This is a genomic window from Pseudomonas sp. JE3303 (genome assembly GCF_056312565.1).
Map to the genome: position 1 here is coordinate 63,413 of NZ_JBWGIF010000011.1, position 14,669 is coordinate 78,081.

12 protein-coding genes are annotated in these 14,669 nt (G+C 63.8%); 8 read left to right on the plus strand and 4 right to left on the minus strand.

All coding sequences use genetic code 11. The features are described from left to right. Positions 1-2 precede the first annotated feature (2 nt). Complete coding sequence (locus AC0ZZU_RS16560; RefSeq protein ID WP_476342151.1) at positions 3-2,021, minus strand: alpha-1,4-glucan--maltose-1-phosphate maltosyltransferase; 2,019 nt, start codon at positions 2,019-2,021, stop codon at positions 3-5. Positions 2,022-2,155: 134 nt separating this feature from the next. Between AC0ZZU_RS16560 and AC0ZZU_RS16565 the strand changes: the two genes are divergently transcribed. The 5 genes from AC0ZZU_RS16565 to AC0ZZU_RS16585 all read left to right on the plus strand — a co-directional run bounded on the left by AC0ZZU_RS16565 (position 2,156) and on the right by AC0ZZU_RS16585 (position 8,018). Further along, positions 2,156-2,323 (plus strand): hypothetical protein, encoded by a 168-nt coding sequence (locus AC0ZZU_RS16565; RefSeq protein WP_476342153.1) that lies wholly within the window; start codon positions 2,156-2,158, stop codon positions 2,321-2,323. 131 nt (positions 2,324-2,454) lie between these two features. Beyond that, the gene (locus AC0ZZU_RS16570) at positions 2,455-3,618 is read left to right on the plus strand and encodes an isovaleryl-CoA dehydrogenase (RefSeq protein ID WP_476342155.1); all 1,164 of its coding nucleotides are present in this window, start codon (positions 2,455-2,457) and stop codon (positions 3,616-3,618) included. Between the two features lie 15 nt (positions 3,619-3,633). Then, the gene (locus AC0ZZU_RS16575) at positions 3,634-5,241 is read left to right on the plus strand and encodes a carboxyl transferase domain-containing protein (protein WP_476342157.1); all 1,608 of its coding nucleotides are present in this window, start codon (positions 3,634-3,636) and stop codon (positions 5,239-5,241) included. Positions 5,242-5,244: 3 nt separating this feature from the next. Beyond that, on the plus strand, positions 5,245-6,060 hold the full coding sequence (locus AC0ZZU_RS16580; protein ID WP_476342158.1) for a gamma-carboxygeranoyl-CoA hydratase: 816 nt from the start codon (positions 5,245-5,247) through the stop codon (positions 6,058-6,060). After that, positions 6,057-8,018, plus strand: a complete 1,962-nt coding sequence (locus tag AC0ZZU_RS16585) for an acetyl/propionyl/methylcrotonyl-CoA carboxylase subunit alpha (RefSeq protein ID WP_476342160.1) — start codon at positions 6,057-6,059, stop codon at positions 8,016-8,018. Before AC0ZZU_RS16580 ends, AC0ZZU_RS16585 begins: the two co-directional genes overlap by 4 nt. Positions 8,019-8,058: 40 nt before the next feature. On the opposite strand, the gene AC0ZZU_RS16590 is transcribed toward AC0ZZU_RS16585, so the two are convergent. Next, the gene (locus tag AC0ZZU_RS16590) at positions 8,059-8,688 is read right to left on the minus strand and encodes a LexA family protein (protein ID WP_476342162.1); all 630 of its coding nucleotides are present in this window, start codon (positions 8,686-8,688) and stop codon (positions 8,059-8,061) included. A 128-nt stretch (positions 8,689-8,816) separates the two neighbouring features. Here AC0ZZU_RS16590 and AC0ZZU_RS16595 point away from each other — a divergent pair, with 128 nt between their 5' ends. The 3 genes from AC0ZZU_RS16595 to AC0ZZU_RS16605 all read left to right on the plus strand — a co-directional run bounded on the left by AC0ZZU_RS16595 (position 8,817) and on the right by AC0ZZU_RS16605 (position 11,294). Beyond that, complete coding sequence (locus AC0ZZU_RS16595) at positions 8,817-9,155, plus strand: DUF6124 family protein (RefSeq protein WP_476342163.1); 339 nt, start codon at positions 8,817-8,819, stop codon at positions 9,153-9,155. 426 nt (positions 9,156-9,581) lie between these two features. Then, positions 9,582-10,097, plus strand: a complete 516-nt coding sequence (locus tag AC0ZZU_RS16600; RefSeq protein ID WP_476342164.1) for a DUF4880 domain-containing protein — start codon at positions 9,582-9,584, stop codon at positions 10,095-10,097. Positions 10,098-10,145: 48 nt separating this feature from the next. After that, complete coding sequence (locus AC0ZZU_RS16605) at positions 10,146-11,294, plus strand: M14 family metallopeptidase (RefSeq protein ID WP_476342165.1); 1,149 nt, start codon at positions 10,146-10,148, stop codon at positions 11,292-11,294. Between the two features lie 45 nt (positions 11,295-11,339). Here AC0ZZU_RS16605 and AC0ZZU_RS16610 read toward each other — a convergent pair whose 3' ends face one another. Continuing rightward, positions 11,340-12,308, minus strand: a complete 969-nt coding sequence (locus tag AC0ZZU_RS16610) for a Csu type fimbrial protein (RefSeq protein ID WP_476342166.1) — start codon at positions 12,306-12,308, stop codon at positions 11,340-11,342. Further along, positions 12,305-14,545, minus strand: a complete 2,241-nt coding sequence (locus AC0ZZU_RS16615; protein ID WP_476342361.1) for a fimbria/pilus outer membrane usher protein — start codon at positions 14,543-14,545, stop codon at positions 12,305-12,307. The genes AC0ZZU_RS16610 and AC0ZZU_RS16615 overlap by 4 nt, the downstream gene beginning before the upstream one ends. Positions 14,546-14,669 lie beyond the last annotated feature (124 nt).

A 14,669-nucleotide genomic window follows, 5' to 3' on the forward strand; every position in this document is an offset into this window, starting at 1 on the left:
TTCTATTGGGCTTTTTCGATACGCCAGATACCAAATGGCTGGTGCGCAGGGTCGATGCGCATCCACTGCGTCTTGCCGTGCCAGATCCAGCGGTGGCCGTTCATCAGGTCTTCGCCGCGGGTGTCGGCGTCGTCCTCCAGGCCGAGTTCCCACAACGGCAACTCGAAGTTGGCCTCCTGGACGTTATGTGGATCGAGGCTGATGGCGACGAGGATGAAGTTGCTCTTGTCGGCAGTACGCTTGCCGAAGTAGAGGATGTTGTCGTTCCAGCAGTTGAAGAAGCTTAGGCCCAGATGCGTCTGCAACGCGGGGTTCTGCCGGCGGATGCGGTTGAGCTGGGCGATCTCGGCAATGATGTTGCCCGCCTGGGTGAAGTCACGCGGGCGAATCTCGTACTTCTCGGAGTCCAGGTATTCTTCCTTGCCCGGCAGCGCGGCGCCCTCGCACAGCTCGAAGCCTGAATACATGCCCCACAGCCCGGACCCCATCGTCGCCAGCGCGGCGCGGATCAGGAAACCGGCACGGGCGTTGTTCTGCAGGAAGAACGGATTGATGTCGGGCGTGTTGACGAAGAAGTTGGGCCGGTAGCACTGCGACCATGGCGGCTGGTTGAGCTCCTCGAAGTACTCGGTGAGTTCAGCCTTGGTGTTGCGCCAGGTGAAATAGGTGTAGCTCTGGGCATAGCCCACCTTGCCCAGGCGAGCCATCATCGCGGGCTTGGTAAAGGCCTCGGCGAGGAAGATCACGTCCGGGTGCTTGCTGCGCACATTGGCGATCATCCATTGCCAGAATGGCAGCGGCTTGGTGTGGGGGTTGTCGACGCGGAACGTCTTCACGCCCTCCTCCACCCAGCCAACGATCACGTCGCGCAGGGCGAGCCACAGCGAAGGCACGGCCTCGGCGGAATAGAAATCGACGTTGACGATGTCCTGGTATTTCTTCGGCGGGTTTTCGGCGTAGCGGATGGTGCCGTCCGGACGCCAGCTGAACCAGCCCGGGTGCTCGCTCAGCCATGGGTGGTCCTGGGAGCACTGGATGGCGAAGTCCAGCGCAATCTCCAGGCCATAGGATGCAGCCGCGGCGACCAGGCGGCGGAAGTCCTCGCGGGTGCCCAGTTCCGGGTGGATCGCATCGTGACCGCCCTCGGCGCTGCCAATGGCGTAGGGGCTGCCGGGATCGCCGGGTTCCGCCTGCAGGGCATTGTTGCGGCCCTTGCGATGGCGTGTGCCGATGGGATGGATCGGCGGGAAGTACAGTACGTCGAAGCCCATGTCACGGATCATCGGCAGGCGGTCGTGTACATCGTTGAAGGTGCCGTGGCGCGCCGGATCGTCGGTGATCGAGCGTGGGAACAGCTCGTACCAACTGGCGAACAGCGCGCGCTCGCGGTCAACGTCCAGAGGAAGTTCAGGACTGCGGGTCAGGTAGCTGCGGTGTTCGGCTTCGCTCATCAGCAAGGCGGTATCATTGTGCAGCAGCAGGTTTACCTGCTCCTCGACCGGTTTGCCCGGCAGACGCTGCTGCAATTCCAGCAACTGCTCGCGCAGCAGGCCTTCACTGCGCTCGATGCCTTGGCCCAGCAACAAGCGGCCCTCTTCGAGCTCCAGCTGCACAGCGACACCGGCGTGGTACTTTTTTTCCAGGTCGTGGCAGAAGGTGGCGTACGGATCGATCCAGGCCTCGATGCTGAACAGGTGCAGGCCCAACTCCAGCGGCGTGAATGCCGCCTGCCAGACGTCATTGCCCAGAAACTCCATCGGCACGCAGTGCCAGCGGCGACTGTGGGCCTGGCGCCAGTTGAGCATGACGGTCAGCTGGTCATGGCCATCGACATAGACCTTGCTGCTCACTTGCACCGGGTGCCCTGCGACGGCCTTGGCGGCGAATTCGCCAGCATCGAGCACAGGCTGGGTGTTTTCAATGACGATACGCGGTGCCAGCAACGCCTGGGACAGGCTGACGGCCTGGTCCGGATGGTCGTTCGCCATGGGCACGCTTTCAAAGGGCTCATTACGGGACATCGAACCTTGCTCCGTTTAGCTTGGCGGTACGTTGTGAGAACGGTCCTGCATGAGGGGGTTCAAAAAAAATGAGCGAACGGTGCGATACAGGGTCGCAACTAGCAGTCCCCTGCCACCTGCATGCGAGGTTGTTCATGAACATCCCAACCCCTCCCGAGACGCCGGACCCGAATATCGACGAGCCCAATCTGCCGCCCCCAGGACCTGACGTGGACCCCACGGAGATCCCGGTCAAACCGACCCAGCCGCCAACCATCGGCGACCCGCCCAATGAAGAACCGCCGGTGAAGGCCAAAGCTTAGACCAAACAGGCCAGGACGCTCGCGGGCGCGTCCTGGCGTCGGAAACTGTTGCTGGGTAGTGATTGACAGACACCGGCTCCAGGCTTACGTTTACGTAAAGGTCACAAGCCACAACAACAAAGGTGCCTGTCATGCATTACCCTTCCCTGAACTTCGCCCACGGCGAAACCGTCGACATGCTGCGTGACCAGGTCCAGGCGTTCGTCGCCCGTGAACTGGCGCCGCGCGCCGCGCAGATCGACCATGACAATCTGTTTCCCGCTGACATGTGGCGCAAGTTTGGCGACATGGGCCTGCTGGGCATCACCGTGCCCGAAGAGTATGGCGGCGCCGGGCTGGGCTACCTGGCCCACGTGGTGGCTATGGAAGAGATCAGCCGTGGCTCGGCGTCGGTCGCGCTCTCCTACGGTGCTCACTCGAACCTCTGCGTCAACCAGATCAACCGCAACGGCACCGACGCGCAAAAACGCAAGTACCTGCCTGGCCTGATCAGCGGCGAGCACGTCGGGGCATTGGCCATGAGCGAACCTAATGCCGGCTCCGACGTGGTCTCGATGAAGCTGCGCGCCGAACGCCGGGGCGACCACTTCGTGCTCAACGGCAGCAAGACCTGGATCACCAATGGCCCCGACGCCACTACCTACGTGATCTACGCCAAGACCGACCTGGACAAGGGCCCTCACGGCATTACCGCATTCATCGTCGAGCGGGACTCCAAGGGCTTTGAGCGCAGCAACAAGTTCGACAAGCTGGGCATGCGCGGCTCCAACACCTGCGAGCTGTTCTTCGACGACGTCGAGGTTCCTGTGGAAAACATTCTCGGGCAGCTCGATGGCGGCGTGAAAGTGTTGATGAGCGGCCTGGACTACGAGCGCGTGGTGCTCTCGGGCGGGCCGACCGGGATCATGCAGGCCTGCCTGGACCTGGTAGTGCCCTACATCCACGACCGCAAGCAGTTTGGCAAGAGCATCGGCGAGTTCCAGCTGATCCAGGGCAAGATCGCCGACATGTACACCCAGCTCAACGCTGGCCGTGCCTACCTCTACGCCGTGGCCCAGGCCTGCGATCGCGGCGAGACAACGCGCAAGGACGCTGCGGGGGTCATCCTCTATACCGCCGAGCGCGCCACGCAGATGGCGCTTGAGGCGATCCAGATTCTCGGCGGCAACGGCTACATCAACGAGTTTCCAGCGGGGCGGCTGCTGCGCGATGCCAAGCTGTACGAGATCGGCGCCGGCACCAGCGAGATCCGCCGGATGCTGATCGGCCGCGAACTCTTCAATGAAACCCGCTGAGCAAGGACTGCGCACATGGCTATCCTGCATACCCAGATCAACACCCGTTCAGCCGAGTTCGAAGGCAACCGCGCGGCCATGCTCGAGCAGGTACAGGCCCTGCGCGCCCTCCTCGGCCAGATCGAGCAAGGCGGCGGGCCGAGGGCCCAGGAGCGGCACAGCTCGCGTGGCAAGCTGCTGCCCCGCGAGCGGATCGACCGCCTGCTCGACCCAGGTTCACCCTTCCTGGAGATCGGCCAGCTGGCTGCCTATCAGGTGTACGGCGAGGATGTGCCGGCTGCGGGCGTGATTGCCGGCATCGGCCGGGTCGAGGGCGTCGAATGCATGATCGTGGCCAATGACGCGACAGTCAAAGGCGGTTCGTATTATCCGCTCACGGTGAAAAAGCACCTGCGCGCCCAAGCCATCGCCTTGCAGAACCGCCTGCCCTGCATCTACCTGGTCGACTCCGGCGGCGCCAACCTGCCGCGTCAGGATGAAGTGTTTCCGGACCGGGAGCACTTTGGCCGGATCTTCTTCAACCAGGCCAACATGAGCGCCCAGGGCATCGCGCAGATTGCCGTGGTGATGGGCTCGTGCACTGCCGGTGGCGCCTATGTGCCGGCCATGGCCGACGAGGCGATCATGGTCCGCCGCCAAGCGACCATCTTTCTCGCCGGCCCACCGCTGGTGAAAGCGGCCACGGGAGAAGTGGTCAGCGCCGAGGAGCTGGGCGGGGCCGACGTGCACTGCCGCATCAGCGGCGTGGCCGACCACTACGCCGACGACGATGAGCACGCCCTGGCCCTGGCCCGGCGCAGCGTGGCCAACCTCAACTGGCGCAAGCTCGGCCAGTTGCGCCAGCAGGCGCCGGTGGCTCCGCTGCAGGCCGCCGAAGAGCTGTACGGCGTGGTCCCTGCCGATGCCAAGCAGCCGTTCGATGTGCGCGAAGTGATCGCGCGGCTGGTAGACGGCTCGCAGTTCGACGAGTTCAAGGCCCTGTTTGGCACCACGCTGGTGTGCGGTTTCGCCCACCTGCACGGCTACCCGGTGGCGATCCTGGGCAACAACGGGATCCTGTTCGCCGAGGCCGCGCAGAAAGGTGCGCACTTCATCGAGCTGGCCTGCCAGCGCGGCATACCCTTGGTCTTCCTGCAGAACATCACCGGCTTCATGGTGGGCAAGAAATATGAGGAAGGCGGCATCGCCAAGCACGGGGCCAAGCTGGTGACCGCGGTGGCTTGCGCCCAGGTGCCGAAATTCACAGTGATCATCGGCGGCAGCTTTGGCGCCGGCAACTACGGCATGTGCGGCCGCGCCTACGATCCGCGCTTCCTGTGGATGTGGCCCAACGCACGGATAGGCGTGATGGGTGCCGAGCAGGCGGCGGGTGTGCTGGCCCAGGTCAAGCGCGAGCAGAGCGAACGCAGCGGCGCGCCGTTCAGCGCCGAGGACGAGGCACGGCTCAAGCAGCCCATCCTCGACCAGTACGAGCATCAAGGTCACCCGTATTACTCCAGCGCCCGGTTGTGGGACGACGGCGTGATCGACCCTGCGCAAACCCGCGATGTGCTGGGCCTGGCGTTGTCCGCCGCGCTCAATGCCCCGATCGAACAGAGCCGTTTCGGCATTTTCCGGATGTGACCGATGAGCGACTTCAGCACCGTTGAGCTGGTCAAGGACTCCCGCGGTTTCGCCACACTGTGGCTGGACCGGCCAGAAAAGAACAATGCGTTCAACGCACAGATGATCCGCGAACTGATCATCGCGATTGACCGGATCGGTACGGACGCAAGCCTGCGCTTCCTGCTGCTGCGCGGCCGCGGGCGGCATTTCAGTGCCGGGGCGGACCTCGCCTGGATGCAGCAGTCGGCCGAACTCGACTACAACACCAACCTCGACGATGCCCGTGAGCTCGCCGAGCTGATGTACAACCTGGCGCGGCTCAAACTGCCAACCCTGGCGGTGGTCCAGGGCGCGGCTTTCGGTGGCGCGCTGGGATTGATCAGTTGCTGCGACATGGCGATCGGCAGCGAGGACGCGCAGCTGTGCCTGTCGGAGGTACGCATTGGCCTGGCCCCGGCGGTGATCAGCCCCTTCGTCGTTCAGGCGATGGGAGAGCGGTCAGCGCGCCGCTATGCGCTGACCGCCGAACGGTTCGGTGGAGTGCGCGCCCGCGAGCTGGGCCTGCTGGCCGAAGCCTACCCCGCCGCCGAGCTCGAGCAGCACGTCGAGGCATGGATCGCGAACCTGCTGCAGAACAGCCCGCAGGCCATGCGCGCCAGCAAGGAGCTGTTGCGTGAGGTCGGCCCGGGGGAGCTCACCCCAGCCCTGCGCCGCTACTGCGAAACCGCCATCGCCCGCATCCGTGTCAGCGCCGAAGGCCAGGAAGGCCTGCGCGCCTTCCTCGAAAAACGCCCACCTGCCTGGCAGCAAGCCCCTGACAAGGAACCGCACCCATGAGCCAACCCACGCTCACAACCCTGCTGGTCGCCAACCGTGGCGAAATCGCCTGCCGGGTCATGCGCACGGCCAAGGCGCTTGGCCTGACCACGGTCGCCGTGCACAGCGCCGTTGACCGCGAAGCCCGGCACAGCCGCGAGGCCGATGTCCGCGTCGACCTGGGCGGTGCCAAGGCAGCAGAGAGCTACCTGGACATCGGCAAACTGCTGGCGGCTGCTAAAACCAGCGGCGCTCAGGCTATTCATCCTGGTTATGGTTTCCTGTCCGAAAACGCAGCCTTTGCCCGCGCCATCGAAGAGGCAGGGCTGATCTTCCTGGGGCCACCCGCCAGCGCCATCGACGCCATGGGCAGCAAGTCGGCTGCCAAGGCGTTGATGGAAACCGCCGGCGTGCCGCTGGTGCCGGGCTACCATGGCGAAGCCCAGGACCTGGATACCTTCCGCCTGGCAGCGGAGCGCATCGGTTATCCAGTGCTGCTAAAGGCCAGCGCGGGCGGTGGCGGCAAAGGCATGAAAGTGGTCGAACACGAAAGCGGGCTGGCCGATGCCCTCGCCTCCGCGCAGCGCGAGGCGCAGTCATCATTCGGCGATGCGCGCATGCTGGTGGAAAAGTACGTGCTCAAGCCGCGGCATGTCGAGATCCAGGTGTTCGCCGACCAGCACGGCCACTGCCTGTACCTTAACGAGCGCGACTGCTCGATCCAGCGCCGTCATCAGAAAGTGGTCGAAGAAGCCCCTGCGCCGGGTCTCTCGCTGGAATTGCGCCAGGCCATGGGCGAGGCTGCCGTGCGGGCCGCCCAGGCGATCGGATACGTAGGCGCAGGAACCGTGGAGTTTCTGCTCGACGCCCGGGGGGAGTTCTTCTTCATGGAGATGAACACTCGCCTGCAGGTCGAGCACCCGGTGACCGAAGCCATCACCGGCCTGGACCTGGTGGCCTGGCAGATCCGCGTGGCCCGTGGCGAGCCGCTGCCGATCACCCAGGCACAAGTACCGCTGGACGGCCACGCTATCGAGGTGCGCCTGTATGCCGAAGACCCGGCCAATGATTTCCTCCCCGCTACCGGCACCCTTGCGCTCTACCGCGAGTCCGCGCCCGGCGTGGGACGGCGGGTCGACAGCGGCGTCAACGAAGGTGACAGCGTATCGCCCTACTATGACCCGATGCTAGGCAAGCTGATTGCCTGGGGCGAAAACCGCGAACAGGCGCGTTTGCGCCTGCTATCGATGCTCGACGAATTCGCCATCGGCGGACTGAAGACCAACATCGGTTTCCTGCGCCGTATTCTCGCTCATCCGGCATTCGCCGCGGCCGAGCTGGACACCGGCTTCATCCCGCGCTACCAGGCTCAATTGCTGCCGCCGGCTGCCGTGCTGCCACCCCTGTTCTGGCAGGCTGCCGCACAAGCGTGGTTGCGAAGCCAGGGTGTAACACCTCGCAGCGACGACCCGGCCTCGCCCTGGTCCCGCACTGACGGGCTGCGTCTCGGCCTGCCCTCGCGCAGCAGCCTGCACCTGATGTGCGAGGGTAGCCATCAGGCGGTGACCCTGGAAAGCAGGGTAGCTTCGCCGTATCAGCTCGAGGGCGAGCAACTGTGCAGCGAGCAGGATGGGGTCCGTTCGAGGCATCTGGCCATTCGCCGGGGCGCTGCCTTGTTCTTGCAGTGGGACGGTGAATTGCACCGGGTTACCGCCTTCGACCCTATTGCCGAGGCAGAAGCCAGTCACACGCACCACGGCGGGCTGAGCGCCCCCATGAACGGCAGCATCGTGCGAGTGCTGGTCGAGGTTGGCCAGCAGGTCGAGGCAGGTACCGCGCTGGTGGTGCTCGAAGCCATGAAGATGGAGCACAGCATCCGCGCGTCGAGCGCCGGAACGGTGAAGGCCTTGTATTGCCAGGAGGGGGATATGGTGGGCGAGGGAATGAGTCTGGTGGAGTTGGAAGCACGGGATGGCTGACGCAGAAAGGGGCCGGCAGGCCCCCTTCAGGTACCGGTACTCAGAACTTGCTGTAGGCCCGCACCACCACGCCCAGAAACTCGCAGCCTTCCTCGCACAGCACCGTGGGATAGAGTGTATTGAGCGGCTTGAGCATGCGCTGGCCGCCCTCTTCGATCAGTTGCCGAAATACGGCGGGCTTGCCCGGCTGGCGAGCAATCACCAGCTTGCCCGCTTCCGCCTCGAGCTGAGTGTCCACCAGCACCAGCATGCCCTCGGGCACGCTCCGGCCGCTCGAGGCGTTCATGGCATCGTTCTCGACCGGCAACCAGAACGCCTTTCCGCGGGCAGGGTAATCGGTCTGCAGGTATCGGGCGCATACCTCGGGCAACCTCCCTTCCACGTCCTTCCAGTCCAGAACGGGAAAGCGGTAGCCCACGTAGCTCTCGCTCTCGTAAGGCACGACGGCCTCGCCGACCACCCCCTTGCCGACTACCAGTACCTGGGCCTCCAGGTGAGCGAGGCCCAGCTTTACCAGCGCTTTGTTGATGGTAGGGACAGTCGGCCTGCGCGTACCGCGAAGCCAATGCCCTACCCCGCCCTGGGTCATTGAAAGGCGCTCGGCGACCTCGTCCTGGGAGAGGTCGTGGTCGTCTTTGTATCGGGTGAGAAATGCGATCCAGTTTTCCATGGCGGCACAATACGGCCTGCACTAGAGCTCTCAATACACAAAACGTATTATTTGTTTGAACATGGGCAGTACAAATTGATTTAAGCTCGAAATTCACTACCCCAAAGTGAAGGTGAGCAGGTAACAGGATGAAACCTACGACAAAAACAGAAACAGAACTGGACAGCGACGCCGCCCGCCGGGCGCTCGACTTCTATCTCAACCCCCCCTCGTCGCTGCCGCAGCCCGATGACTTTCTCTGGGTGCTGCGCAATGACGTCACCCAAGAGCAGGCCAATGCCCACGCAGCCAGCCTGCTGCGCTGGACAGCCACCACCGCTTACGAATCAGGCAGGCACATGCAGGACTCCTCGCGCGAGGTGGTCTTCACCTTGCTGCAGATGGTCAACATGGTCAGAACGCTGCTTGAACACCGGCCCACGGGAGACGACAAGCCAGACAGCCGGCCAGGAAGGGGAACGACGTGATCGCCGACGAACGGCAACAGCCCCGGTTGCCGGGACTGGGAGGAGTGCACCGGGCACCAATCTGCCCGGATAACTGAAAATTCATTTGACTGGCAAATGATAACGATTATTATTGCACTCAGCGGGTCGAGAGACCTGCCGGATAATCTGACAGCCCTCAGGTCGGACTCTCGGATTATCTCCTCATCAGGCTAATCACGGTTTTTGACCCGGCTTTTTGCCGGGTCTTTTTTTTGGTTCTTCAGGCTAATGAAGACGGGTACTGCTTGAATACCAGCGATGATAGCAAAGGCATGTCAGTTCGTGAATGGCTGTAACAAGAGTTTGCGCAATCAGCACTTGAGAATCAATCTCGTTACTACCAGGCTTGCCTCGAGTGTCACGGAGGACACTCCCAGGTCATCCACCCTTGCAAGGAGCTTGCCCATGACCCGTCTGCCAATGCCCCTGGAGCATCACCCGCAGGATACTCTCGATCTTACCGATGACGCGGTGCTCTGCGCGCTGCTTCAACTGCCCCGCCGTGTGCAGCAGGTGTTCTTGCTCAGCCGGTTGGACGAGCTGGATTTCACCCATATCGCCGAGCGTCTCGACCTGCCACTGCTCACCCTCGAACGTCACATGAACCAGGTCCTGCAGACCGGCAGGCCGCGCCATGACGCGCTGGCCGCTCTCGCCAGCCAATGGTACGTGCGCCTCCAGAGCCCGGACGTGACAGCCTGCGAGCGTATCGATTTTCGTCGCTGGCTGGATGCAGCCCCGGGGCATCTGCAAGCCTTTCACCAGACCGAACTGCATTGGCGCGGCTTGCTCGCTCCTGCCCGGCTGCTGGCCCGGGACGGCTGGTACCAGCAAGGCCGCTCTGCGCTGACCCTGGGTGGCTGTTCCGTGGCCATCGGCCTTGGCGTGGCGGCGTTGCTGGCCTTGGGGTTCTGGGCCTGATCGCGGGGGTGTAGAGTAGCGTTACAACAAAGCCACAGGAGCCTGGCAATGACCGTGACGCTGTCCCCGCTGCACATCGACTGTGCCTTCGACGCTGGCAATATCCAGATCCTGGATAACAGCGACCCTCGACGGACACACCTGGCGATCCGCCCCGATACCCACAGTGATCATTTCCAGTGGTTTCATTTCAAGGCGAGCGGCCTCACTCCGGGGCAAACCCACGTCTTCAGCCTGGACAACGCCGGCAAGTCCTCCTACAACAAGGCCTGGAGCGGCTACCAGGCAGTGGCCTCGTACGACCAGCAGCAGTGGTTTCGTGTCCCTACGCGGTTTGACGGCCAGGCCCTGGTGTTCGAGCTTCACGCCCAGCAGGCCCAAGCCTGGTTCGCCTACTTCGAACCCTACTCTCGCGCCCGACACAATCAGCTCGTCGATCGCGCCCGCCAGATACCTGGTGTCGAACTGCTGGCTACCGGCCGTAGCGTCCAGGGCCGCGACATCCCGCTACTGCGCGCAGGCAGCGGCGCGCCGGGCAAGCGCAAACTGTGGATGATCGCCCAGCAGCACCCCGGCGAGCACATGGCCGAATGGTTCATCGAAGGCGTGATTGACCGCCTGCAGGCCAACGACGCCACCGTGCAGCAATTGCTGGCGAGCGCCGACCTCTACCTGATCCCCAACATGAACCCGGACGGCGCCTTCCACGGACATCTGCGCACCAACTGCCAAGGCCGCGACCTGAATCGCGCCTGGCAGGACGCAACCATCGAGCACACGCCCGAGGTGTTCTTCGCGCAGACGCAGATGAAGCAGCATGGCGTGGACCTGTTTCTCGACGTGCATGGCGACGAAGAGATCCCCTACGTGTTCACTGCGGGCTGCGAAGGCAATCCGGGATACACACCACGGCTGGCGCAATTGGAACATACCTTCCGCACGACCCTGTGCAGCATGACAGCGGATTTTCAGACCACTCATGGTTATCCGCTGGATGCGCCCGGCAAAGCCAACATGACCTTGGCCTGCAACGCGGTCGGTCATGCCCATGACTGCCTGTCATTGACCTTGGAGATGCCGTTCAAGGACCACGATGACGCGCCGAACGCAGTCACCGGCTGGTCGGGCGAGCGCTGCAGGGCGCTGGCGGGCGCGGTGCTGGAGACGCTGGCGAAAATGGCAGGACAGTTCCGCTGACGCCTCGAGGTCATCTGCTGCCTTGATGCCATTTCAAGGCCAGGGTCAAAACTGCACATCCAGAATCACGCTGTCCACATAAGTTCCCGCTGGCGGGGTCGCCTGGTCGGCGTATACCCGGGCGTTGTAGTTGAACACCTGGCTTCCGGTACCCGTCCCGGCACCGGGATTGACGTCGGCATCGCTGCTCGCACGGCGGGCAGTGGTCAGGGCACCCCAGCGCACGGCACCCGCGCTCTTGAAGATGTCATAGGCCAGGTAGTCATTGGCCGCGGACTTCATCCGCCGCCGCCCTCCCGCCACGTTCTGTCCATCGTCCAGGCCTACCGTATAGCTGCTGCCCTTGGTGCACGACAGGTTGACGCTCTGGTTCACCGCGCCAAAGGCGCCGACCACCGGCGCGCCGCCGAAGCTGATGTTCGGCGTGGTGATCTGGCAATCGTTGGTGACCTGGAGGGTGACCCTGAGCGTTTGAGTACCCGTGCCAATGTCACGTCCGATGCAGATGGCGCCGAGACCGATACCCGAGCAGTAGTTCCAGCTCCAGTCGATGCGCAGGGTTTCCTGGTAAAGCCCGGCGGCAACATTGCTGCCTACAGCGGTCTTCAGGTATATCGGCACCGACTTGGGCGTGGTGCCGCTGAGCAGTCCAAGCAGGTCGAGGACGCCGTTGCGGGCGTAATCGAACTGCACGCCGCGGGTGATGGGCAAGCTGGTCGTATTGTCGGCATACAGCGTGTAGCCGAGGACATCCCCAGTCGGGCCGACCAGCCCGGCCGTGGCCGAGGTGATGGTGGCGTAGAAGTGATCGTTGGGAGAGAGCAGGCTCAGCAACGCACCCGTGCACTGCAGCCCGGCATTGGTGCTCGACGCGCTCTGCACCGCGGAGCGCACCAACGTGGAATTGACGGTGCCGAAGCTCGCGGGTGCGGTGGCAACGGACGAACACAGGCCCCAGGCCGGCCCGCCCAGCCACATACCGAGCAGGGGCAGAAAACGCCAGCAACGGTTCATCGGCATACCAACGGACCAATCAATGGCACAGGTCCTTCCCCTTCCGGCAGGTCGAACTCGACCTGGCACTGACCGCCACCGGCGACTTCGACCTGCAGCTGGTTACGCGGCGACAGGTTTTCCAGATAGACCAGCCCATCCCAGCCTACGACCGCTTGGCCGCCACTCTGTACATGCCGTACCTGGCTGCCAAGGGCCAGCTCACGGTTGCTGCCATCGACCAGCACGATACTTGCCGCCCTCACCTGCCGCAGCGGGAATTCCAGCAGGTAACCGCTGCCACGGCGCACCGCTACCCGCTGCTCGACCTGCGGGGCCAGGATGTCGGCCGGCAGGTCGAGCGGATCGATCTCGTACTTGCCCCGATAGTAGCCACTGCTCCACGGCACCAGCAGATGGCCACTGCTGTCCGTGCGTCCCACCACCTGGTTTTCATAGCGCACCGGCACGTCCGGATAGCCATGGGTGCTGACGACGACAAAGGCATCGTCGATGCGGTTGGCGGCGAACAGCCCCGCATCCATCAGCACCAGCGAGCCACTGGCATCGGCCCAGCGGGTCATGTCGCCGTCAGTGCCATAGGTACCCGCCTGCAACTGCACCGACTGCAAGCGCCAGGTGACATCGGCCTGGCGGTAGGCTTCACGGTCACCGTCGGCGTATCCCAAGGTGAAGCCCACTCCACCCTCCACTGGCACCGCACGGCTGTAGTTGACCCGTTGCAGGCTCTCGCCTTCGGTGTTGCGCTCAAGCCCCAGGCTGAGGGTGCCGCGCAAATCGAAGGGCACCACGACTTGTGCCTGCACTGCCCATTGGCTGTCGCCGACTTCCCGGTTGGCCGAAAGGTACAGGCTGCTGTTTCGCCACAGCGGTCTGCTCCAGCTCAGGTTGAGCAGGCGGGTGCGCGAGCCGTCCCCTGCGCGTACATCGAAGTAGCCTGCGCCAAGGCTGCCAAAACGGTCGAGGTTCAGGCTCAGGGTGACCTGCTCGCTGCGCTGGCTCAGACGGCTGTAGACGCTGTCGACAAGCGTCAGGTCGGCGTAGTCGCCATGACGCTGGAGGCGTTGGTAATTGAAGCCGATGCGCTGGCTGTTGTACTGGTAGCCCAGGCTCACCTGGCGCCCTCCGGCTCCTTCCAGGCGGCTTTGGGTGACGGCGGCGTTGACTACGCCAAGCGTGCCCAGGCGCAGATTGCCGCCCAGGCCGGCGAGGGCCAGGGATTCGGCGGCCTCGATGTGGCTTTCGAGGGTGAAGTTGTCATTCAGGCCATGGCGCAGGCTGGCGGAGGCGACGCCTGGGCCGTAGGCGAAGTCGCGCACGGCGTAGTCGCGGCGCAAGGTGCCTGCTGCCACCGAGAAGTCCGATAGCCCCTTTTGCAACAGAGTGCTGGTGACGTAGAACGGCAGGGTGGTGGACACCTGCCGCCCCAGCGCATCGGTGGTGACGACTACTGCCTCTCCCGCACCATTGATGAAGGGTACGTTGGTCAGCGTATAGGGCCCCGGCTGCAGGTCGGCGCTGCTGGCCTTGTAGCCGTTGATGAACAGGTCCAGCGAGGTCGGCACCGCCGCTTCGCCGGCAAAGGCCGGCAGTGGATAGGTGACCAGGTCCGGCCGGGCAGCGAAGTCCCGTGACAGCTGCAGCCCGCCGATACGGACCGAGCTGGTCCAGGGCAAGGCGCCGGTTACCAGGTCACCGGCTTCATAGGTCAGCAGGCGCTGCTCGTCGGTGAAGCGCCAAGTGGTGTCATAGCGCAGGAAACCGCGTTGCCGGTCACCGTTGGAATTGCCACTGAAGGTTTGGCGCCATTGCCCGGTGCTCGAAAAGGTGCCCCAGCTGTCGAACACGCGCAGTTCGTTCCATGCCGCAAGGTGAGTACCACCTTCGTCGGTGTCGTTCAGGTACAGGTCATAGTTGAACAAGGCGCCAAAGCTGCTGCGCGCCTCACCCGCCGGCCGCAGCTTGCGATCACCAATCTCCTGGCCTGGGAGCCAGGCCGGCGGAACCTGCACCAGCAAGCGCTGGTTCTGGCTGTCGTAGTCGGTGTGCAGTCCAGTGATGGTATCCAGGGCGATCTCCCCTTGCGGATCGCCAGGCACCCGGATCCCGGCGGACCGCAGGTCTTCGCTGTTGACATACAGCCGGCCGGCGCGCTGCTGTACCGGCACAAGATCAGCGCGTGGCACTTGGTTCACCAGCAGGTCCAGGTACAACGTGGCGTCGGCCACCGCTTCCATTTCCCCTGGCGGTGGAGGCAGGTCGTCGCCCACCGCCGCTGCCGGGCCCAGCACCAGCAATCCCAGGCAGAGACGGCGTATCGCCCGCCTCACACACAATGTCCCACCATGTCCGGACCTCCAT